19 protein-coding genes and 2 pseudogenes are annotated in these 22754 nt (G+C 43.2%); 8 read left to right on the top strand and 13 right to left on the bottom strand.

Annotation, left to right across the window (positions count from 1 at the left end; translation table 11 throughout):
* The first annotated feature begins 130 nt into the window (after positions 1-130).
* On the top strand, positions 131-1045 hold the full coding sequence (locus tag QWZ07_RS04755) for a LysR family transcriptional regulator (RefSeq protein WP_076671067.1): 915 nt from the start codon (positions 131-133) through the stop codon (positions 1043-1045).
* Positions 1046-1133: 88 nt separating this feature from the next.
* Here the strand turns inward: QWZ07_RS04755 and QWZ07_RS04750 are convergent, their stop codons facing one another.
* Positions 1134-1964, bottom strand: a complete 831-nt coding sequence (locus QWZ07_RS04750) for a DMT family transporter (RefSeq protein ID WP_029226067.1) — start codon at positions 1962-1964, stop codon at positions 1134-1136.
* A gap of 265 nt (positions 1965-2229) precedes the next feature.
* Between QWZ07_RS04750 and QWZ07_RS04745 the strand changes: the two genes are divergently transcribed.
* Entirely contained in the window at positions 2230-2619 is a 390-nt protein-coding gene (locus QWZ07_RS04745; RefSeq protein WP_099167080.1) for a VOC family protein, read from the top strand.
* A 51-nt stretch (positions 2620-2670) separates the two neighbouring features.
* Positions 2671-3198, top strand: coding sequence for a hypothetical protein (locus QWZ07_RS04740; protein WP_192853665.1), 528 nt, complete (start codon positions 2671-2673; stop codon positions 3196-3198).
* Positions 3199-3272: 74 nt separating this feature from the next.
* Here the strand turns inward: QWZ07_RS04740 and QWZ07_RS04735 are convergent, their stop codons facing one another.
* The 3 genes from QWZ07_RS04735 to QWZ07_RS04725 all read right to left on the bottom strand — a co-directional run bounded on the left by QWZ07_RS04735 (position 3273) and on the right by QWZ07_RS04725 (position 7279).
* On the bottom strand, positions 3273-4187 hold the full coding sequence (locus QWZ07_RS04735; RefSeq protein ID WP_192853615.1) for a DMT family transporter: 915 nt from the start codon (positions 4185-4187) through the stop codon (positions 3273-3275).
* Positions 4188-4260: 73 nt separating this feature from the next.
* On the bottom strand, positions 4261-5499 hold the full coding sequence (locus QWZ07_RS04730; RefSeq protein ID WP_225998500.1) for a hypothetical protein: 1239 nt from the start codon (positions 5497-5499) through the stop codon (positions 4261-4263).
* A 217-nt stretch (positions 5500-5716) separates the two neighbouring features.
* The gene (locus QWZ07_RS04725; RefSeq protein ID WP_192853617.1) at positions 5717-7279 is read right to left on the bottom strand and encodes a bifunctional metallophosphatase/5'-nucleotidase; all 1563 of its coding nucleotides are present in this window, start codon (positions 7277-7279) and stop codon (positions 5717-5719) included.
* 317 nt (positions 7280-7596) lie between these two features.
* On the opposite strand from QWZ07_RS04725, the gene QWZ07_RS04720 reads away from it, so the two are divergent.
* The 3 genes from QWZ07_RS04720 (at position 7597) to QWZ07_RS04710 (ending at position 10888) form a co-directional block, all read left to right on the top strand.
* Entirely contained in the window at positions 7597-9036 is a 1440-nt protein-coding gene (locus QWZ07_RS04720; RefSeq protein ID WP_192853618.1) for a 6-phospho-beta-glucosidase, read from the top strand.
* 99 nt (positions 9037-9135) lie between these two features.
* Positions 9136-10134, top strand: coding sequence for a LacI family DNA-binding transcriptional regulator (locus QWZ07_RS04715; protein ID WP_192853619.1), 999 nt, complete (start codon positions 9136-9138; stop codon positions 10132-10134).
* Between the two features lie 193 nt (positions 10135-10327).
* A complete protein-coding gene (locus QWZ07_RS04710) occupies positions 10328-10888 on the top strand; it encodes a sugar O-acetyltransferase (protein ID WP_192853620.1) in 561 nt (186 codons plus the stop codon).
* Positions 10889-11040: 152 nt separating this feature from the next.
* Here the strand turns inward: QWZ07_RS04710 and QWZ07_RS04705 are convergent, their stop codons facing one another.
* The 8 genes and pseudogenes from QWZ07_RS04705 to QWZ07_RS04670 form a co-directional block, all read right to left on the bottom strand.
* Complete coding sequence (locus QWZ07_RS04705) at positions 11041-12399, bottom strand: GGDEF domain-containing protein (RefSeq protein WP_192853621.1); 1359 nt, start codon at positions 12397-12399, stop codon at positions 11041-11043.
* Positions 12400-12436: 37 nt separating this feature from the next.
* A complete protein-coding gene (locus QWZ07_RS04700) occupies positions 12437-13306 on the bottom strand; it encodes a hypothetical protein (protein ID WP_192853622.1) in 870 nt (289 codons plus the stop codon).
* Positions 13275-15713 (bottom strand): fimbria/pilus outer membrane usher protein, encoded by a 2439-nt coding sequence (locus QWZ07_RS04695; RefSeq protein WP_192853623.1) that lies wholly within the window; start codon positions 15711-15713, stop codon positions 13275-13277. The genes QWZ07_RS04700 and QWZ07_RS04695 overlap by 32 nt, the downstream gene beginning before the upstream one ends.
* Before the next feature lie 44 nt (positions 15714-15757).
* The gene (locus tag QWZ07_RS04690; protein ID WP_048609919.1) at positions 15758-16432 is read right to left on the bottom strand and encodes a fimbria/pilus periplasmic chaperone; all 675 of its coding nucleotides are present in this window, start codon (positions 16430-16432) and stop codon (positions 15758-15760) included.
* Between the two features lie 52 nt (positions 16433-16484).
* Positions 16485-17153: a hypothetical protein gene (locus QWZ07_RS04685; protein ID WP_076671095.1), complete on the bottom strand. Its 669-nt coding sequence runs from the start codon at positions 17151-17153 to the stop codon at positions 16485-16487.
* A gap of 122 nt (positions 17154-17275) precedes the next feature.
* A complete protein-coding gene (locus QWZ07_RS04680; protein WP_065111565.1) occupies positions 17276-17920 on the bottom strand; it encodes a response regulator transcription factor in 645 nt (214 codons plus the stop codon).
* 31 nt (positions 17921-17951) lie between these two features.
* A complete protein-coding gene (locus QWZ07_RS04675) occupies positions 17952-18710 on the bottom strand; it encodes a helix-turn-helix transcriptional regulator (protein WP_192853624.1) in 759 nt (252 codons plus the stop codon).
* A 389-nt stretch (positions 18711-19099) separates the two neighbouring features.
* A pseudogene (locus QWZ07_RS04670) lies at positions 19100-19294 on the bottom strand (MFS transporter); the annotation flags it as partial.
* Here QWZ07_RS04670 and QWZ07_RS04665 point away from each other — a divergent pair.
* Positions 19275-20024: pseudogene (locus tag QWZ07_RS04665) on the top strand (LysR substrate-binding domain-containing protein); the annotation flags it as partial. The pseudogenes QWZ07_RS04670 and QWZ07_RS04665 overlap by 20 nt on opposite strands.
* A 150-nt stretch (positions 20025-20174) precedes the next feature.
* On the opposite strand, the gene QWZ07_RS04660 reads toward QWZ07_RS04665, so the two are convergent.
* The gene (locus tag QWZ07_RS04660) at positions 20175-20672 is read right to left on the bottom strand and encodes a hypothetical protein (protein WP_102382762.1); all 498 of its coding nucleotides are present in this window, start codon (positions 20670-20672) and stop codon (positions 20175-20177) included.
* A 494-nt stretch (positions 20673-21166) separates the two neighbouring features.
* Between QWZ07_RS04660 and QWZ07_RS04655 the strand changes: the two genes are divergently transcribed.
* Positions 21167-22696, top strand: coding sequence for a phospholipase D family protein (locus tag QWZ07_RS04655; protein WP_192853625.1), 1530 nt, complete (start codon positions 21167-21169; stop codon positions 22694-22696).
* Positions 22697-22754 lie beyond the last annotated feature (58 nt).

The raw sequence follows: 22754 nt of genomic DNA, 5'->3' as shown, positions 1-22754 counted from the left end.
TAGCAAAAAATAAAGTAAGCTTTAGTTAATACATCACGATTGGCTATGTATTGAGTCGTGTAATGGTTAGGGAACGAAGATAAAACCTGACCTATGATTGGTTAAGACCACATTGACAGGGAGAGTAACGGTGAGCGACGTGGAAAAGTTGGATTTAAATCTATTGAGCGTGTTCTTAGAAGTGTATCGATTAAAATCGATCACACTTGCATCGGAATCGCTTGGTATGACTCAACCTGGAGTCAGTGGCGCTTTGAAACGGCTGCAAGCACAATTGGGTACAGACCTTTTTATTCGAGAGGGTAGAGGTATAACGCCGACCAATGCAGCGATGCAGTTGGCGTTACGTGTAGAGCCCGCACTGGACGGGATAACCAGCGCGGTCAGTACGCTAAAGCAGTTCGATAATCAGCAGCATCATGTGTTTCGAATTTTGGTCAACGAGATCGGTTTAACCAAGCTTCAGCCTCTTGTGGAAAAGGACGATACGCTTGGTAACATCTCGATTGAATTCAATATGGTGCCAAGCAATGAAGAAGATCTGCTGCAGAGTTTGAGCATGCAGCAAGCCGACTTAGCGATCGATATTCACTATCCACAAGTGAATGGTTATATGAACCAGAAAGTGATCGAAGATGAGCTCGTGTTGATCGCAAAGAAAGGGCACCCAAGGATTGATGGATCGGTGACGGAAGCGCAGTATTATCATGAGAAACACATCACCTTCAGAATGCGTCGTTCTCGCCTTTATACCGCAGATTACTTTACGAAAAGCCCGATACAACAGCGAAAAGTCAGCTCCGAATGTGATTCATTGATGACGATGTGTGTGTTGGTCTCTGGCTCCGACTGTGTTGGTAGTACGTCTCGTGATTTTGCTAATCAGTTTGCGGAGCGATTCCAATTGCAAGTGCTCGACCAGCCGTTCGAGGTCTTGCCCATGAAGCAGTATATGATTTGGCATAAACGAACAGATTTAAACCCGGCACATCAATGGTTAAGAACCAAGATTCAGCAATACATGACGAGTTCTCAAAGCTGTTAACGATTTAATGAAAAACGGCCTCCATTTGGATGCCGTTTTTGTCTCTGTTACATCAGAATTTTAATTAAGGTTTTTGGGTTAAGCCTGTTTATTGCGCGCGTTTTTGACGAGCGGCTTTGAGCATTTTCATTGGCGACATTCCAGTCACCAACATGGTGCCTGTGATAACAAGAATCGAACCAATGATCGTGTTGATACCGATGGCTTCATCTAAGAACAAGTTGCCCCAAAGAATACCAAATACTGGAATCAGGAAGGTCACCGACAATGCCGAAGGTGCGCCCAATTCAGAGATGAGATTGAAATAAAGTAAGTATGCTAAACCAGTACACACCGCGCCGAGCAAGATGACCGAAGTCGTGATCGTGAGATCGGGTGCTTCTCTCATCGGAATAAAGAACACAAATGGCAATACGATCAATACTGCCGCCCACATACTGCCGTGTGCGTTATTGAACGCCTCAACTTTTGGTGCTGTTTTGGTGTAGTTAGAGGCGATGCCGTAGCTGAATGCAGCCATCACGGCAGCGAAAATTGGCACAATCGCTTCTTGGCCGATGTTCATCGCGTCCCAACCGACCAACACACATACGCCCGTGACACCAATACCTAACCCGAGTAACACCTTCTTCTCAAGTGCGGTTTTTGTCCATATCGCCCCGATGATCGCAGCCCAAATTGGCGCTGTGGAGTTAAGGATGGCAAGGGTCGACGCATTGAGTGTTTGAGCCGCATAAGCGAAAAACAAAAAAGGAAGCGCAGTGTTAAACAAGCCAAGAATGAAAAAGTGTTTCGCATGAGCATTAAAAGAGAGCTTCCTTTTCAGATAAAAAGAAACCAAGAGTAGGGTGATTGCCGCGCACAGAACTCGCGCTTCAATTAGGACTGCTGGGCCTAAAGGATTGGCTGCAATTCTCATGAAAAGGAACGAGCCTCCCCATATGGCAGCTAGCATGATCAGTTTTAAAAAGCTCACAGTTAAATCTCGGATTATGTAAAACACCGACTATTGATCAAAGCTATATATTACACAAGCTTAGATGTTAATACTGTGCAGCTAATTGTTGTGATTTTGATAATTAAATGACTTATAAAATAGGAACACCGTTGATCAATTATGTTCTGTTTATCCTTCCTGATTTGGCAAGTAATCTAGTGTCATACGTAAACATGAGGTGATAAAAATGAAGATCGAACACATCGCGATTTGGACCAAACAACTCGAAGTGCTTAAACGCTTTTATGAGGATTACTTTGGTGCGAAGTCTAACCAGAAATATCACAATCCAAGCAAAGGTTTCTCTTCATATTTCTTGTCTTTTGAAAGTGGTAGTCGCTTAGAGATCATGGAAATGGATTCGGTTCCTGAATCGAAAGATGATATCTATGATCAATTCACGGGCTTCATTCATATGGCGATTTCACTAGGATCTGAAGAGGCGGTCGATGAACTCACAAGTCGCCTAATTGAGGATGGATATGAGCGCCTAGACGGACCAAGACGAACAGGTGATGGCTATTATGAGAGCTGTGTACTCGATCCCGATGGTAATCGCTTGGAACTTACCGTTTAATGTAGAGACTTAATTGAGTTACTCATCTACTAACGGAACTGAGGTATGACAATGATGAAGCTTGCTGTAACTTTCCTTTTTAGTCTTGGGCTTATGGGATGTGCTACCTCAGAACCGGTGTATGAACCAGAAGCTGACTCGAAGCCTGAGCAACCATCACAGCCAATAGGCTACCTTGGTTTTAAAGCTCACCAAGAGTGGGCCATTCAATTTAATGACTGTACTGTCTACGATTTTACAGGAGCACAACCCTACCAGTGGTTTGATCGCACTTCCGCCTCTGTAAGCTGTTATACATTTAAGCCAAACGATGCTATTAAGCCTCTGTTGGTTTACTCCGATGCTGACTTCAACAGCAATATACTGACTCCAATTGACCGTTTTCAAGAGTTGCAGGTATCAGAATCCGGCTGGGGCAGTTTCCCCATCGTCTACGAGACAAACGGCACCAATTGGTTGAAAGTTAAAGAAGGTTGGATTCACCTCACTTTAGCCGATCAGACACTTGTTCAGTTCTATCCTGGAACCCAAGACCAATCTGGAAAATCTCAACATGACCAGTATTTCGAGCAGCATTGATTTGAGAGAAGAGAAGCCCCAATTTAATACAATAGGGGCTTGATGGTATGGATGTAGCAGTGATTAGCTTCGAGTTATTTGTTCTTTTTAGCCTTGATTACAAAAGGCATGATGGCACTCAATACGATAACAGCTGCGCCGACTAGAGCGACAGAGTTCGGCAGTTCAGCAAACAACAAGTAACCAAGAATCATTGAGTAGATCATTTGTGAGTACTCAACATTTGAAACCACGTTCGCTTCTCCCCATTTGTAGGCCGTCACACCAAACCATTGACCAATAGACGAGATCACACCAACCAATATCAACAGCAGGAATTCAGAACCTGTTGGCCATTTCCACTCAATAATTGCCGGAACTAGAGCGACTGCACCAACGAATATCGCTTGATAAGCCAACACCACGACCTTGGATTCTACATTGGCCATTTTTCTCACACAGATAACTGCTATCGCGGCACCTAATGCAGCAACCAACCCTGTCCCGATATAGAACAAAGACTCACTTTCTAACGTCGGTTGCACAACCAGCATTACTCCCGTAAAACCCAGAAGAATCGTGGTCATTCGTGCGAATCCAACATTTTCTTGCAAGAACATCTTTGAGATGACCGCAACAAACAACACCTTCATAAACCCTAACGCGGTCGCGTCGGCAAACGGAATGTTACTTACGGTTAAGAAGCTAAAGTAGAGGGCGATGAACGCCCCGGTGACGCGCCACGCATGCATCGACACCATCTTAGGGTTGAGCATCGCATCCATGTTACTGACGATAGAAGGCATTAACAGAGTCACAAAAACAAGCTGACGAAACAGTAGAATTTGGAAGATGTCGATGGTATGGCTTAACTCTCGCACGATCACACCCACTAAAATAAACAGCGCGTTCGAGATAAGCGCGAGTGCAATTCCTTTAGCTGGGTCGGATAGCGAATTAAAAAATGACAGCAGTGGTTGAGGCACTGCAAAGGAACGATTGATAGACATGACATACCTCGATGTAAATTGAGTATGAAGTCTAAAGCCTACACTGGTAGACGGGTCAAACAGGATTGTTCGACTATTTCCTATGTGGTGAATTTGCAGCGTACTGGTTAAGTGCTGAGGCTATCTCTGTGATAGAAGTGAAGTCAAATTCGCCAAAAAACGCGCTTCTCTGTTGGCTGTAGGTGAAGTTGTATAAATAGGTAAAGATCGTTCGCCAATGTTTAGCCATCTCGTAGGAGAGCGTTTTTTGATGTTCAAGTGGCAGCCATTGGTGGAGCTGTTCAAGGTAGTCTTGATGCCATTCAACACCATTAAACTCAAGAGTTGGCTTTTTATTGGCCGTTAATGCACAGAAGGTGATATCCCAGTAGCCGCTTGGGTAATGCCGAGTTTGTGTCGACCATGTTTCTCCCCACCATCCAATGCTTTTGTGCTCGATAAGAGAGGGCGTAACGGCTAGCGATCGCTGTGCGTATAAGTAGTAGAGGTTGTAATTGCCAGATATCACTTCTGGCGTCAGGTTGGTGATCGCACCGCCTCGAATAAAACTCTCGTGTTCGAGAAAGAAATCGAATGAATGGTACTTAGGTAATAATTTGGAAAGGCTTATCCAGTGAGCATGGGCGGCGTAAACAGGACGAAGTATCTCGCCATTGTTTGATTGGCATTCTGCTTGGATCGCATAGCCTAGTTCGTCAAATTTAGTTCTGGCGAAAATCTTGTCATATGTTGCCTGAACCATTTGAAACGAAGAATCTGACAAGGCAGGGAGTGCTTCCACTGTATCTAAATAATAAAGCCCAACAGTCTCGGTTTGTGTTCTATTTAGGTACAAATTATCGGTATCTAAAACATGAAAGCCGTAGCGACATTCTGTTGTAGATAGGTTCCAGCATTTTAGGCTGTGCCCTTGTCCTGAACGTGACAGCGAGGTAAAGCTTGCCGTGTGCAGAGATAGGCAGCCTTCAGATTCACCTAGATATTGTTGAATGTATAACTGGTTGAGTTGCCTCAGTAGCGAAGATAGCTGCTTGATACGTACATAGAAAGTCTTACTGTTGAGTTGCGATTTCTGAAGGAGCTCACAAGGTAATGTTCCAGACAACAACAGAGCCAGTAAAGGCTGAAGTGTGCGAGCAATTTTGTTTGGACTTAATAAGCTGAAAACGGATGAACATTGCTGGCATTTAAGCCGTGGCGTGCCGATTCTGGTGTAACCATAAGCGTGAGTGTAGGTCTGCTTTAGACAAGTAGGGCATTCGACATTGGGCAATTGGAGTTGGTTGGATTCAATTTGTCTGGTTAAGGACAAAATAGGTTCGTTTTCCAATATCGGAGTAAATGCCCCACATAAGGGGCATTTGTAAGACGCAAAACCAAGTTGAGAACTAGTTTGGTAGAGGCTTAGATCAGGGTTAGCAAGGTTGCTACAGTTATATGTTTTACAGCAATTGAACTGAGTTCTCATGAGCGTTGTACCTGCTAATCCCTGATACATATTTTATGACGTTGGCTGTTGGATATCTCTGTTACTGACGACTTACATCGACTTGACGACCAAGTTCAGGAACTATGATGTTTTTGCGTTCTTGGAAACCTTTAATCAGTACTTGCATGACCGGATCTCCGTTCGATAGTGTTTCGCCTTTATTAAATACCGTGTAGCCATCGCCACCACTGGCTGCGTACGAATATGTCGCAACTTTGTACTTCTGATTCTCGGATACGGGCTCGCCGTTGATACTCAAACTAATTAAACGCTCACCTTCCGGTTTTGTACTGTCGTAAGTGGCTTTAATCCCTGAGAATTGCGCCAGACCGTAAGGTAATGTGTAGCTGTATTCAAGCAGCTCTTGAACGTTGTCACCCGTGAGTTCGACCACTGTTAGTGTGTCAGTAAACGGGAAAAGGTTCATTACATTTTCACGAGTGACTGCACCTGGATTTAGGTCAACACGTAGGCTGCCTGAGCTGATCATCGCGATGTCGGCTTGGCCTGCATCTTTCATCAAATCAGCCACAAGGTTACCAACATTCGACTCTCGGTAATAACGACGTGAAGCGGCACGATCAAGGGTTGCCAATTGGTCAGCCAGCGTTGGATTATCATCTCGCACTTTTTGAATCAAAGCGTATGTTGCTTCATCACGTTTAAGCTTGGCTGACTCGACAGGGATCAGTCTCCCGCCTAAGAATTTCACATCGTGTTTTTCAGTATCGACAGTAAATTTAGTGTAGCCAAGGTGCATGCCCTGACCAAAGGTTAAGCCGATAACGGTGCCGGTTTTTGGATGTACAACGGGTTCGATTAAGCCGTTGTCAGAGTGACCACCGAAAATAACGTCTACGCCTTTTAGCTTTCCTGCCATTGCGTAATCTTCATCGAATCCGCGCTGAACTTCAGCGTCGGCTTCTTTGTCGGTTTGCATTGGAGCCGTCTTATTTTGGTGCGTTAGTACCACGATCATGTCGACATCATCGCGGATCTTATCAGCCCATTTTTGAGCGATTTCCGTAGGATCTTTGACGGTTAACCCTTTACGGTTTCCTTTCCACATTGTGTTGTAGAACGCGTCAATTCCCATGACACCAATCACGCCGATTTTAACTCCATCACGTTCAATGATTGTGTAAGGTTGAGCAAACATAGAATCAGAAGCTTCATGGAAGATATTCGCGTTGAGTACAGGGAAACGAGCACGAGGCATGGTTTCTACCAATGATTCCCAACCGTATTCGAATTCATGATTACCGAGTGTGATTACGTCATAACCCATTGAGTTATATAGGTCGAAAGGCAGCTTGCCTTCCGATTTTTTAGAGAGTGCGCCCGTATAAATGTCACCAGCGTCTAATAGGAAACTGGTTCCTTCCTCAGCTTGTACGTTTTTGATCAACGTCGCCAAGTAAGGGATACCGCCAATCAGCTCAATGTCATCATTCCAGAACGCATCTACGGGCTCGTAAACACTTTCAATATCGTTGGTATGAAGCAGGGTGATTTCTTTTATTTCGGCTAAGGTTGGCATTGAAGCCACTGTCGTTAATACGGAGACAGCAAAACATAAAGGTTTCATTTTAAGGTTTTTCATAGCGTGCTCATGTCAGTGAAGGGAACGTTTGCCATTTTAGGGAGGGAGGGTTAAATGAGTGTGAGTCAGTACACACTCCTTACTTAGATCTCGCGTCTAATTACCTGTATTTACCTTTTGAGTTGGCCGTTGTTTTGATGATATCAAGGCTCACTCTTAATGAGGTTTCATTGAGCCTTCGATCAAAAAAAGATCAAAACCACCTTGCTGAAACCGGTTTCAATCTGTATCTTTGCTTTTATTGAAATCGGTTTCAGGGCTGTAATGAGCTCTCAAATCCTGATCTTTTTCACGAATAACTTGTAGCGAGTAATGGTATGAACAACGAATTTCCGAACGATTTTTTATGGGGTGGTGCGGTTGCAGCGCATCAACTAGAAGGCGGCTGGGATGCGAATGGCAAGGGTGTGAGTGTCGTCGACGTATTAACAGCGGGTGCTCATGGTGTACAACGTCGAATCACCGATGGTGTGATTGATGGCGAAAACTACCCAAACCAAGTCGCTGTTGATTTCTACCATCGATACAAAGAAGACATTAGGTTATTTGCTGAGATGGGCTTTAAGTGCTTCCGAACCAGTATCGCGTGGACGCGTATCTTCCCAAATGGTGATGAAACTGAACCGTGTGAAGCGGGTTTAGCATTTTACGATGATTTGTTTGATGAGCTGTTGAAATACGATATTCAGCCAGTGGTAACACTGAGTCACTTTGAAATGCCTTACCATCTAGCCAAAGAATACGGCGGTTGGATGAACCGTAAAGTGATCGACTTCTTCGTTAAGTACTCGACTACGGTAATGGATCGTTATCAGCACAAAGTGAAATACTGGATGACGTTTAACGAGATCAATAACCAGATGAACACCTCGGCAGACATCTTCGGTTGGTTATGTTCTGGCGTGAAGTTCCCACAATGTGAAAAGCCGCAAGAAGCAATGTATCAAGCGGTTCACCACCAGTTTGTTGCAAGTGCTTTAGTGGTTAAGAAAGGTCACGAGATCAACCCAGATCTTCAGATTGGCGCAATGTGTGCGATGGTGCCTTTCTATCCTCGTTCTTCAAAGCCAGAAGATATCATGGTGGCACAGCAAGCGATGCGTGATCGTTACTTCTTCTCGGATGTGATGGTTCGTGGCCACTACCCAAGCTACGCCAAGCGTGACTGGGCAATCAAAGGCTTCAACATTGAGATGCAGCCTGAAGATGAGCAAATCTTGAAAGAAGGTAAAGCGGATTACCTTGGCTTTAGCTACTACATGTCGAATACCTTGGATTCTTCTTCTCACCAATCTACAGAAGAAGCGATGGACGGCGGTCATGAAAACTCGGTCGATAACCCGTTCATCCAGTCTAGCGATTGGGGCTGGCCAATTGATCCAACCGGTTTGCGTTTCTGTTTAGCGTCTTTGTATGAACGTTATGAAGTGCCATTGTTTATCGTTGAGAACGGTTTTGGCGCTATCGATACCATCGAAGAAGACGGCAGCATTAATGATGACTATCGTATTACTTACCTTGGTGACCACATCAAAGAAATGAAAAAAGCCGTTGCGATCGATGGCGTTGACTTGATGGGCTACACCCCTTGGGGCTGCATCGATTTGGTGTCGTTCACCACGGGCGAAATGAAAAAACGCTACGGATTCATTTATGTAGATAAGCACAACGATCAATCTGGTTCTTTAGAGCGCAAGCGCAAGAAGTCGTTCGAGTGGTACAAAGGCGTGATTGCATCTAATGGTGCCACTATTTAGAATGCATTTCCCAGCGCAGTTATACGAACTGTGAGCTGTGATTTTGCAATGAATTAGTCGGCCTATGTCGACTAATTTTTTATAAAGGAAAAGAAGCCAATGGTAACCATGCTTGATGTCGCGAACCGCGCAGGCGTATCTAAGTCGACCGTTTCTCGTGTCTTAAATGGCAAGAACATCGTGCGCCCAGATGTGGCGAAAAAGGTATTCGATGCGATACAAGAGACAGGTTATCGGCCAAACCTCTTAGCTCAGCAATTGGCGACCAAGAAGACCAACTTCATCGGCTTTGTGATCACCAATGAGTTGTTCAATGGCCTTTACTTCTCTTCCTTGATGTATCACGCCGCTTCCTACAGTGAAAAGTCGAATCACCAATTGGTGATCACCGATGGTAAACACAGCGCAGAAGACGAAAGAAAGGCGATCAACTTCCTGCTGGATATGAAGTGCGCGGGCATCATCATTTATCCGCAATGTTTAACGGAAAGCGAGATCGCTCAGATCATCGAAAGCACTGATACACCGATTTTGGTGCTCAATCGTGAAATGCCGTCGAAGCCCAATCACGCGATCACCACCGATCATTATCAAAGTGCTTGCTTGATGGTTGAACACATCATCGAGCAAGGTCATACAGATATTGCGGTCATTCGTGGTAAAGCCGGCTCTTCGACCGATGAGCTCCGTTACCAAGCCTATCAAAATGTGTTAACTAAACATGGTATTGCATTGGATGAGTCCAAAGTTGTTCAGGGTGATTGGACAATGGGGAGCGGTTACCACGCGGCTCAAGCTTTAGTGGAGAATAAAGCAAGCTTCACTGTTATCTTGTCGGAAAACGATGACATGGCGATTGGCGCGATCAAGGCGTTAACTGAACTTGGGTATTCATTGCCTCAAGATGTTTCTATCGTTGGATTTGATAACAGTAAAGTCGGTGCGTTTCTAACGCCAAGCCTAACGTCTGTCAGCGTGCCATTAGAGCAAATGACACAAAAGGCGATTCTGAAAATTGTCGGTGATACTGAGCAATCTGAGGCATTAAGTACTACTGGCAGTTTGGTGATTCGCGACTCGGTTGCTCCGCGTGTTTAGGCTCAGTTAACCGTGATTGAGTTTCATATTTTACCTACAAAAAGTGACGAGCTGCGCATCTCTTAAACCAAGCTTAAACACTCATTATTCACTGTTATTTAGATGTGCGATATTGCGTTTTTGGTTCGATGAATTGACCACCATTAGTTAAGTAATGTGACACTAGCTAAGTGATGGGAAACAGGTAAGTAACGTGAAAACAGAAAAACAAAAAATGCTAGCGGGTGAACCTTATAAAGCTTGGGATAAAGAGCTATATTCAGCGCGAATTGAGTGTAAGAAAACGCTTCAAAAACTTAATAACAGTATTCCCGATACACCAGAGTGGGAAGCGGCGACGCAAGAGCTTATTCCGGGTTGCGAGAACGCGCACTTAGAGCCCCCATTTCGTTGTGATTACGGCTCAAACATCAAGCTGGGTAAGAACTTCTACGCTAACTTTAACTGCGTGGTTTTAGATGTCGCTGAAGTGACTATTGGTGACAATGTGTTGCTTGGCCCGAACGTTCAAATTCTTACCGCAGGCCACCCACTCGATGTGAAAGGCCGAGTAGAAGAAGGCGTCGAATTTGGCATACCAATTAACGTTGGTGACAATGTTTGGTTAGGTGGTGGTGTGATCATCTGCCCTGGCGTGACTATTGGCGAAAACAGCGTGATTGGCGCGGGCAGTGTGGTAACTAAAGACATCCCAGCCAATGTGGTTGCAGTCGGCAACCCGTGTAAGGTTCTGAAATCGATCGATAACGAGTAAACATCGTTGTTTTCGTTTGAGTGTAAGACCTACTTATATTTCAGGTAGGTCTTTTTGTATGTGTAATCACGATAACTCATCGAACTATAGGGGCTATGTGACGCTCCTTTGAACTTCAATAACTGTCGCCGTAGTTGCTCAAACTCATTGGTTTAGATAAGGGAACTTTGAACTAAATTTCGCCCTCGATTTTTAGCTTGATACAACATTTCATCAGCGGAAATAATGGCCTCTTCAATCGACTGCCCAGTCGATAAATCCACAAGCCCAAGCGAAGCTGATATTCCGCCTTTAATCATATTTCTGAGTTGTGGATCGTAGGCGATTTTATCTCGGATACGGTCTGCAAGTTTAATGATATCGGATTGACTTTCCGTTTTGAGAATTACGATGAATTCATCTCCACCGATACGATAGCATTCATCGTTGTTTCTTACATTTTCCAATAATATCTCGCTTACCCGAACTAACACGTTGTCGCCGACATGGTGCCCGTAGTTGTCGTTGATCAGTTTGAAATGGTCTAGATCAATGGCAATGACTCCGATACAGCGATTGTTTTTACTCGTTCTATTATGGCGAATGCGAGAGTTTGCACTTTCTAAGTACGAGCGGTTCTTCAACCCTGTTAATGCATCTGATTCTAAAGCAATTGAAGTTCGATATTGATAATGAGAAAAGGCAATCAGTAACACATAGCCGATCCCTAACAATGCGATGACCTCAACAAAGCTTTGAATCTCCCCCTTTATCTCAGCGACGGAACTGGTCATATTATCAAAGATAAAAAGGGTCGCACGGAGTTGTGGCAAAGGAACTTCAACGAGATGGAAGTACCGAGAATTGTCATTATTTAATCGAAAAAATATGACGTCTAGTAGTTTCACTTTACTTACATAGAAAGCGGAGTTTTCTGAAGTTTGTATGGTGTGCGTATTCGAGAAATCTAGATTTATCTTTTCTCCAGAAGGCATAAAGTATTGATGTTGATTGTCTCTTATCAAAAGAAGCGTATTGGCTGTACCCTTGACTCCTGGGAAGTAATATTGCAGGTCGACACTTGCCTCGTGGTAAAGGGATGACTGCCGCGACACGAGCCCTGCGATTAAGCTGGTATGAGGCTTTGGATGATTGATGTTAAATCCCCATAGTGTTGTTTCCCCATTTTTCATGGCAAGAAATTGAGGTGATGACGTGCTGACATTGAATCGTTGTGCGATGCGTTGAGTGTCAGAACTTGAGAAAGGTTGTGCAGGCTGATAATAAACACCGCCCAGATTAGGTTTGTTGGAGTTTGTCGCTCCAGAACGTAAAGAAGCGCCTAAAATATTCAATGTTCGAACGACATTACTTTGAACCAGCGTTTGAATGAGCTCGCTTCTGTGAATTTGATCTTTTTCGATATAATGAATGGTTTTACGTATTTCACCAATATGAATATAAAGGATGACCAAAGCGAAGCAAGCCATTACCCAATGTCTTTGTTTCATAGCTAAATTGATAGCATTCATATTGGTGTACCTTTGTTAAAAATGTCACTGCGCTACTTTAGTAAATAGGGTCTATCGCTTTCACTTGGATATGTAATTCGTCGCGGTAACTTCCTGCTCGTGACAGGTTGGTGTTGTCAGTGATCGAGAGTGAAAAAGGAATGATGTGCTGACCGCGATTATAGGTTTTTATGGATGTCATACGGTGCAATCTAGAGACCTCTATCCCATCGGCGGTAAGCTGATAGGTAATAGTCCAATCAGGGTTCTGAATGTTGATCAGTTTGCCATGTCGAGGTTTAACCCAAAGCTCTGTTTGAGAATTAGAACGGATCACAAAGTCCGCTTGATAGCGCTTGCCACTATATAGTTCACCGAGTTGCCAACTGTATCCAGTTGCTGAGCGGTGAATGTTGTTCCCACGGCCTGACCAATCAAAGGTAACGAAAGACTTTATCTTGTAAGTCGCGGTACTTGTTAGCGTTGATACTGGGTTGTCCTCATACTTGAGCTTGGCAATAAAAGGTACGATGTATCTTGCAGCGTAGTTAATTTTTGCTCTCGGGTCGACCAAGTAAAAACGGACCGGAGAATTGTATTTTGCGTATAGCAAGTACTCTCGTTCTTTGGGATCGTAAGCAAGTAATGTTTGGCTTTGGTTGACGAAATAAGGTCCATTTTTGTCCTGTGTATTGAGGATTTTCAACCGAACCGATTTTAATGAACATTCGCCGCTTTGAGTGCGTAGCTTTTTGAGCTCGTATTGAATTTTCGCAAATCCCGATTTATCAAACTCAATCGGACCATTGTTAAGTTGGGTTAAGCTCCATACTCCGTTGCAACTCTGTGCTAGCAATGGTGAAGGCAGCCAGAGAATGCATAATGTGAGCAGGCAATTAGTTTTTTTCATTGGAGGTACTTTGAACATTGTTTGCTCCTTGTTTTAGTTGAATATCAGAAAGCCTCAACAGGTTATCGTCTGATTCAGGGATGCTGATGCTCCCCGTTGCGTCGGAGTTGATCGTTTCGATTCGATAATCACCGCTGCCTATGCCTTCAATAACGAACCTTCCGCCTTTGTTGGTGAAGAATGGATAAGATGTGTCATCGAGATCGGTTAAATAGCCTTGAGTTAACGCAAGCGGTTGACCGTTAGCTAGCAGTAACTTGCCTATTATGGTTTTAGATTTATTGGACCCAACGGTGATGAGATGACTGGTATAGGCGCCTGGGGTGATGTTGTACATATAATTGCCGATGTCATAACCAACAGGTGCATCTGGCGCATCAACAGTAAAACTCTGAGTGATATGGGCTGTAGAGAGGCTGATAGCATTGGGGTAACCTTGCTGAGAAATCGCTTCTGCATGCGCGTCTTCATCGCTATTTATCAGGGCATCCGACTCTAAGCTTTCATGAACTTGCACTAAAGCCGCCGCACCGTATATTGGGCGTGACCAAGAGAGATTGCTGTCACTAATCGTGAATGCTGTGCTGGGTCTAAACGAGGTGACTACAGTGTCTTCGGTATTGGTCGAGTTGTAATAAGTAATATCTCCATCATATCTAACCCGGTTGCCTATGTAGTCACCACGTAATTGGTACTGTCCTTGGCTTGATTCGATATCAGCAGCTAGAGAATAGCCATATTGGCCGACTTGGTTTTTACTTGGCTTACTGAAGCTTGCTCGTAAGATCTCAGTATCGCTGGCATATCCTGCATCTGCGGTATATTGGCCGTCATCAGAACTCCATGTCCAATCGACAGACACGATCCCCTCTGTGTTCGAAATTCCCTCGTTTGGGTCTTCTTCATGAGTGATACCTAAACCAATCACCACATTGGAGTAAGACCAAGACGTTGAGGCTTCTGCGGTCCATTCCGTATCGAAACCATTCTGTTTATCAAGGTTATATGAGAGGGATAAGTAAACATCATCGGTAATGCTTAAGGTATAGCTGACAGCTGCCGAATGGCCTGTCGTTCCTTCTTCCGTCCAGGGTTGATAGGAATAGGTATCATAAGATTCAAGCGCGATACGTAAGTTGGGGGCACTGTAATTGTTTTGATCCCAGAGCGAGGCGGCATAATCGATGCTTGCGATATAACCGGTTTCATCATATTCACTCGATTGGCTGCCTGATAGTCGAAAGCCAAGATTACCGATGGGGGTACCAAACGTAGAGATCCCTCCCAGTATGAATCCGTCTTTATGATAAAAGCCATTTAACCCAAGCGTTAAGTGTTCGGTTAAGCCATAGTCATAATAGGCACTGGTGATTAAACTTTGGGTATCGTACTTATAGTGGCTGTCTGCTATTTCTGAAGGAGCACCAAAATACACGCCAAAGTCAGATATACCCTCTTTAAGCAGTTTTGAATTGTAGAACACGCTGTAGAGAATGGAGTCTCGTCTTCCTGATTGATATTCAATATCTAAACGAACGTCGTTGCTACCTGAAGACAGCGGCAAGTTATCGAGCATGTAACGTCCTGGTGGAAGTCGAAACTCTGTCACGTAAGAACCATTAATGTACAGTTCGATATCGGCAGACTCTTCAAGCACTAAGGCTTGAGTGCCTCCTACCTGAATACTGCGATTCGGTTGTAATGCTGAGTAATTACGTTCGAACCCGATTCCGCCAAATTGCTGGCTAGGCAGGTGACCTGAAGTGCTGTTGACTTGGTCGCCAAAAGTCACTCGATAAGGGATTTCTGCACGATCAATAAAGGCCGATATATCACCACGATAGAAAGTTTGTTCCTCATCGGTGCCACCATCAAAATAGCCTGAAAGTTTATAATTAACTCCTCGTGCACCAGCAAAGTTCCCTGTAGAGACCCACTCTATATTCCACTTTTGTTCTTCACTTTGAGTCTCAACTCCTCGTGTATCAGATAGGCCAAAGTTAAAGTTATTGATGTTGGTGAAGAAGGCCGACGTGGAATAAATGGGAGGAGAGTAAGGGGCGCTGAAACTTAGCGCTTGCTCTTTTCGTGCATCTTGAACGAAAGATAATGAGATTGACATGTCAGACGATGAGAAGGAGAGCAACACGCCCCAATCTTTTAGTGTTTCAACTGAAATAAAAGTGTCGTTGTACGAAGATAACTTACCTGATACTTCATTTGTAAGCGCTGAACCAATCAGTGTATGCAGTTGAACAGTATGAACTTTGGAGATAGTTTTGCCATCAGAGAAAGCATCGATATCGCCCACAGTTGAGCCCAAATAGTTGATTGGGAATGGAAATAGCCAATCCGCGCAAAAGGCGTGAGGTTGGGTTAGCAAACATAGAGAGACGCACAGAAGAACTGTGTAGTATCGGCTCATGTTTACCTCCCAATAAAGCTCGTGTAGAAGCCGGTGGTTCAGTGTTAATCATTTTTTTTAATGGTGATACCAGTGACTTTTTTGAACTCGTTTGGAATAGGGTAATAGGCGGTGGCGCCAGGCATTAAGTAACCACTTGTCTTAGTGTCTATTTGGCTCCAAGGTAGGTCTTTTTTCTCGCCATTCATTTGAAGTTCGAATACTGAATGAAGCAAGTTCACTAAGACTTGGCTGGTGTTTTCTACCACTATGTTCCTGTCTTTAATCGAGGGCTTCATAGTCGGCTTTATTGAGTTAGGAGATACAAAAGCTAAGGTCGAAAAACTAAGAAGTGTTTTTATTTTACTGTCACTATCTTCAGGCCCTTCAACTTCTAGTTCGTTGAATTCGATTCGGTACAGTTTGGTCATTGTGAGAGCATCGCTAGGGATATAGCGCACCCGAATTTTTTGAGAACTTTGTGGATCTACCATTATTTGAGGAGGCAAAATGAGAAAACTATCCTCATTAAGCGTTAGCACCTCACCGGTTTCATCGTAACTTACGTCATACACCACAACTTCAATTGGAAGTGAGCGGTCTTGAGGATTATTGATCGTATAGCTTGAGAGAGCCTTTCCTCCAAATTCGTTCATTTCTTGATACATGGGGGTAATTTCGTAGCTGAAAGCGGCGGTGTGGAAGAGTAGCAGACTGATAAATAAAGTAATGTTTTTCATAAAACCCTTCCTAGGTAAAACGAGCCCACGTTTGCGGGCTCTAATTTATGAGCTAAAATCCACACATGCGATGACAAGTTTTCGCTTGGAGTTTCACATACACTGTAGAGCGATAATTACCGGCTCTTGCTAGAGCTGCACCCTCTGTAGTAATACTAAGAGGAACTTCTGCAATTCTTGCTTGTTGGTGTTCGCCACTCCATTTAACTTGGAAGTTACCTGTCGTATGACCAAACAAACCATCACTTGCATTGCTTGTATCGAAAATGTCAGTTTGATTTGCTTGTAGCGTGTAATCGATACGTTCTTTACCAATGGCCATGCCAAAACGAGTCATTTTGAAAGGTGTGGCTGTCATATCGACTTCCATTGATTTTCCGTAGTTACACCACGCGCGAAGGCTTGCAATTGGCTTACTAGCAGTTAGCCCTGGGAGCAAATTCTTGCTATCTGCCAACATGTTCGTTAAGTGGATATCGCCATTCACAAACTCTCCGGCTTGTGCTGACTTTAAGTTGAGTACACAACGTTGTGGAATCGTGCCTTCCATGCGAATGTGTGCTCCATCAGTGTTACTTGCATTGGTGAGTAGGGCGCTAGTTGCGCCACCAAACTGAACTACATTAGCTTCTAACTTGGTCCCACCTGAACCACCACTAGCAAAACTATTTACACTGAACATGACACCGGCTACTGCTACCGCTAATATTAATTTTTTCATAATTATTCCCTCATTACTCTTGTTATTCCAGACAACAAATACATAGTAATTAGGATTTTAAAAACATACCTCGCAACGAGGGGTGATATATCGAATAAATAAGTATGAAAACAGTGCTAGTTTTAAAAGGTTAATTCATGAGCTTTAGCGAATAGTTCATGTCGAGAATGTACATTCAACTTGGACATCACATTGTAAGCGTGTGTTTTTACTGTATTTATGCTGACATTTGTATCGTTTGCTATTTGTATATTTGAAAATCCTTGAATCATTAATTCAAAGACTCTTTGCTCTTTCTTTGTTAAAAAAAACTTTGATGTTACTTTTTCTGTGATGGAATACGATTTTTTATAAGTACTATTGATGCAAAGGTCAATAATAAAGCTTTCCATAATATGTCTAGGAAACCAAAGCTCTCCTTCTTGAACAGATTTAATGGCTTTTGGAATAAATTCAAAATGATTCACTTCTATTTGGCCAAAAAAACCAAACTTTAGGTAATCGTAACAAGAACTGCATTTAATATTGATGGCGATCCACTTATCTTTTCTATTGATAATGGAAACACCACACTTGTCCGGCATCGGTATCGTACTTCTGTCTAAAAGCACAATGCCTTTATACTCAAGATCAAGTTCAGAATACGATTCGATAACTTGAAGTTGATTGAGTGGGAAAGAAAGTTTCAATAAATCTCGGATTACTCGCGACAAGGTATTGCTGCGAGTGATCAAGCATGTGTAAGGTGCTGGTCGATTATTTTGCATACTTTGAGCCTTCCCTGGCAACAGAAGCGAATTAGATATAGGCAGAACGTATTGAAGGGCTTGTGAGCCACTGTCCTTGTCCAAATCGAGATATCAGTTGGTTTTGGTTTTTACATTGTGTTTTGTGAAGAATACTTTTGATTTGGGTTCTTACTGTCTCTTTGGAGACACTGCGTACTTGCGCCACTTCTGACCCCGTTAACCCCTTGATTATTAGTTCTAAAACATCAAGTTCTGACTTTGTAAGAATTGGGGGAAGGTCTGTGATTGTAGGCTCTGCGTAGCGGTTCCAATGCAGTAACATTGTATGGTGAGCTATCCTAGAATTTGCCCAAGCGATCGTGATGTCACAGATGAGCTCAAGTAGACGGAGTTCTTCTGGTTTTAGTGCATTGATGCTGTGAAAAATAATGACGATCTCATAATTGTAAGAAAGTTCATCTGTGATTGAGTAGTTATTTAGAGCATGTTCAAGGATTGACAGATCTCGATGATCAAAAATTCGATTTTCGATTATTGTATCTTGATTATGGAATAATTGACCTTTTTTGTTCATTGAGATCAAAGACAGGTAAGAGTCAAGCTTCTCTGTCACTCGTTTTGAGATAGAAATTCGTCCATTAGTGCTTTTGATATATTTGAAAACAGGGTTTTTGCTTTTTGATATGATAACTAAAGTGGCATGTTCAATCCCAATGCCTGTGAGGCTATCTTTAATTTCTTCTTCAAATTCAGAAGGGGATTTATTAAATCCATGACCCAACGTAATAGTGTTTTCTGATATCTGCATCTCTCATTCCTTAAGCTTACAGCAAGTGGATAGTTTTATATTGTCTTATTTTTTACTATCTCATCTAGATATTAGTCAATAATTGACGACTTTATCATCACCCAATTGGGTGAAAAATAAATAATATAGCTTTGATTTGAAAGTTTTACATTATTAACAATTGGTTTTGATCCAAATCAAAGTTAGTGGGTAAATTATTAAAAAATAAATTAAATAACTAATTGGTATTAAAATTAATTATTTAATAATATCCGCTATTACTATTTCTGGAGCAACGTTGATTATCTAATATTAGTTATTGCTGGCACACTTTTTGGTAAGGGTGATTTCCAATAAAGGGAATTGCGAATAGATAGGTCTATTCACCACTTTATTTTCAGTGTGAACAACTAGATATTTTGAATAGTGGTGCTTGTTTTTTGGCCTCTATTATCTAACGCACCACTGAATCGAGTCAGAACAAGGGCGATCAAAACAATCACAGCACCTACCCAAGGGGTGTTCATTAATCCAGACTTAGCAACAATCAAACCACCACCCCACGAGCCTAATGCAATACCTACGTTGAAGGCAGCAATGTTCAACCGAACAACGAGACGCGTGGAATTGACGGAGGAAGGGCGTCAGTTTGTCGATTCAGTAAGATTGGGGTTGCAGATGATCCAGAGCACGGAAGAGGAAATCGTGTCGCGCGGTGAGTTGCCAAAAGGTCGTTTAAGAGTCGATGCCGCCAGTCCATTCGTATTCCATCAGCTAGTGCCGTTGGTGCAGTCATTCAAAGAGGCTTATCCAGACATTGAATTGGAACTTACTTCCAACGAAGGCTTCGTTGATCTTCTAGAAAAAAGAACCGATGTTGCGATTCGAATCGGTAAATTGTCCGATTCAACATTGAACGCTCGCCCGCTAGGAAAAAGCTTACTCCATATTGTGCCGTCACCTGATTATCTCGCTAAGCGTGGGCTACCCACCAAACCTGAAGATTTGAGTTCGCATCAAATTGTGGGTTTTTCAGGGAACAAAGTGCTTAACCATTGGCCTTTACCAAACCAAAGTTATGTCGCGCCTACCGTGACAGCGAGTAATGGTGAAACGGTGCGTCAACTGGCACTAGCTGGAAATGAGATTGCTTGTTTATCGGGATTCATGGTTCAGGAAGATATGGCAGCGGGTCGTTTAATCCCTATTCTGGAACAAGATAAACTTGCCAATACAGACCGAGAGCGAGTGAATGCGGTTTATTATAAATCGTCTTCTGTCTCTAGACGTATCTCGGCGTTTATTGATTTTATACAGCCAAGGTTGAGCTTGTAGGAAACAATGAAACATTCTTTAGCAGCACACTGCCAATCGTTATTTGAGTCGTTTCAGGTTGGGTATTCGTATCAATGTGTAGAGAGCGCATGTTTGTATTGAGGTTTGATAGAAGGATGTGATCTCAATATTGTTTACTCACTTTTCTGTTTAAAAACCGCCTGCCCACGCATCAAAATCGTCAATGTTGTCGAGCTCTTCCTTGGTTCTTGGCGCTGGGTAATAAGGCAGTGCTAACCTTTGAACGGAAGGTTGCAGTTCCCAATCGGGTGTAATCTTGAGTCGTGTTAACTCATCGTTGAGGCGCACAAACATATAGTAGCCGTCGGCATGGGTATTCGCGTAACTAGCGATGGTCGCAATGTCACCAGAAGGCAATTTTACGTCTCTGCCTAGTGGGTAAAGTTGATGCAAAGCGAAGCTGACTTTAGGGTCTTGCAACTTTCCTTGTTTAAAGCGTTCTAAGCCAATCGCGGTTGAGGTCGTGCGAGGCTTCCAACCTGTGAGGAATAATCCACTCAAGCTATCTTGGAACGGTTTACCTTTTCGATTGCCTTCATTGCTAATGAATTGAACCGTAAGTTTATCTCCTGACTCTTCCAGAATTTCTAAAAACTGTTCACCAGTGCGATCGACTAAAAGCTTCATAATATACAAATACCATTAAGAATGAGATGCGATAAATGCTACTACTTTAGGGGAGGTTTTGGTAGGGGATATGAAGGTTATGCAGCGTGAACAATGTTTTCGGTGTTGATCCTTACATGCCCTTTAGATCAACAACAGCTTTAACGCTTACGTAAGTAGTGAGTTTGCACTATCTCATCAAGGTAAGTCGTGGCGCCTTTTAGTATGAAATCAAGCGATGACACTAGATCTCCAAACAATGGTGAAGTATCACCCAGACAGAACAGAACTCACCATCAAAATGGTAGAAAACCCGCTGAGTTTATATTGTTTGGCGCTGACTCAACTTAAGTGATTTGTAGACTATTTACTGACCTTTAAATTTATACTGGATAATTACCTATAAATTTCAGGCTTTAGCAGTAATAATCAATGAATAGACCTGAACAGCTTGTGAGTCGCAAAGCTGTCGGGACAGTTTCTAAAGACGTTACCGTGAAAAGGAAGTCAGACACATGCCTGTGCTCCAACGCATCAGTTTAACCTTAATTTTAGTCGCTATTCTCGGCGGCTGTTCTTCATTACCAGAAGGCATCGACCACCCAGCAGAACCGTACACCTCTTATGGACCAAGCACTTTGTCGGTTTTAGCGGATGAATATCAACCAGCATCAGAACAGGCGACTACCGCTGTTCGTTTACAAGAATCCGGTTGGGATGCGTTAGCGCAGCGATTGGCGTTGGTTGAAAGTGCAGAACACACCATCGATATTCAATATTACATCTGGAACTCTGACGAATCAGGCAGGTACCTAGCGAGTCGTTTGTTAGCCGCAGCTGATCGTGGTGTTAAGGTTCGAGTGATGCTCGACGACATCAACCTTAACGAGCGTGAAGGCCTATTATCGGCACTGGATGCACACCAAAACGTCGAGATCCGAATCTTCAACCCAACACCAACACGCCGTGGTTTTAGTAAGTGGTTAAGCTTCCTTGGGGATTTCTCCCGCTTAAACCGCCGCATGCATAATAAGTCGTTTACCGTAGATGGCATCTTGTCTGTGGTTGGCGGACGTAATATTGGTGATGAATATTTCGACCTTTCTGACGAGATCAACTTCCGAGATCGTGATGTATTAGTGATGGGCTCAGTCGTTACCACGATCCAAACCAGCTTTACTGAGTATTGGGACAGCCGTTGGTCTTACCCTGTCGATATGTTAGGTGACGAAGAACAACCGGATCTTTCAAAGATTGACGATATAACTGTTCCACAATACAAAAACTACCCAGAGTTGCCATTAAATCGTGAAGCGGCAGATAGCTTGTTGAAAGATACTCTTGATGAGATGACTTGGGTGAATGCTCGTTTTGCTTATGATCGCCCAGTGCCTATCGATTCAGACAATACCGATGAACCGAAAGCAACGGCGGTTCTTTTAGGACAGCTTGCAAGTGAATCGAAGCAAGAGATCTTACTTGAATCCGCTTACCTTGTATTCGATGACGGTCAACTCGAAGAGTGGCAGGTATTGAACAATAAGGGCGTTGAGATAAAAGCGCTCACTAACTCTATGGCGTCTAATGATCTTGTGACTAATCACTCCGCTTATGCGGGCAGACGTTACGACATGTTGGATCATGGCATCGAACTGTTTGAGTTAAAACCAGAATCCAAGCTATGTGAAGCTTCAACTCAAGACGTGTCGAAATGTGCGCCTGAGACGGCCTATGGTTTACACGCCAAATCAGTTGTATTTGACCGTAGCATCGCGAGTATTGGCTCATTCAACTTCAACTTACGTTCTACCTACCTCAATACTGAATCGGTTTTGATCATCGAGAATAAAGATATTGCTGAAACGTTAGCTGAAACCATCGAGCAAGCGATGGGTGAAGACAACAGTTGGCGCTTGGAACTCGAAGACGGTGACGTGTATTGGTATTCAGGCGAGCAAAGTTGGGACAGCGAACCAGAAACAGGCAAGTGGGAACGAATGCAGTCAGGCTTCCTGCAGCTGTTGCCGATAGAGAAATACCTCTAAGAGTATCAGTATCCCAGAAATGAAAAATGTCAGCGTATTATACGCTGACATTTTTGTT

The organism is Vibrio lentus, from assembly GCF_030409755.1.
Taxonomy (GTDB): domain Bacteria; phylum Pseudomonadota; class Gammaproteobacteria; order Enterobacterales; family Vibrionaceae; genus Vibrio; species Vibrio lentus.
The sequence above is the reverse complement of the archived record's forward strand: the minus strand, read 5'-3'. Positions and strand labels throughout refer to the sequence as shown.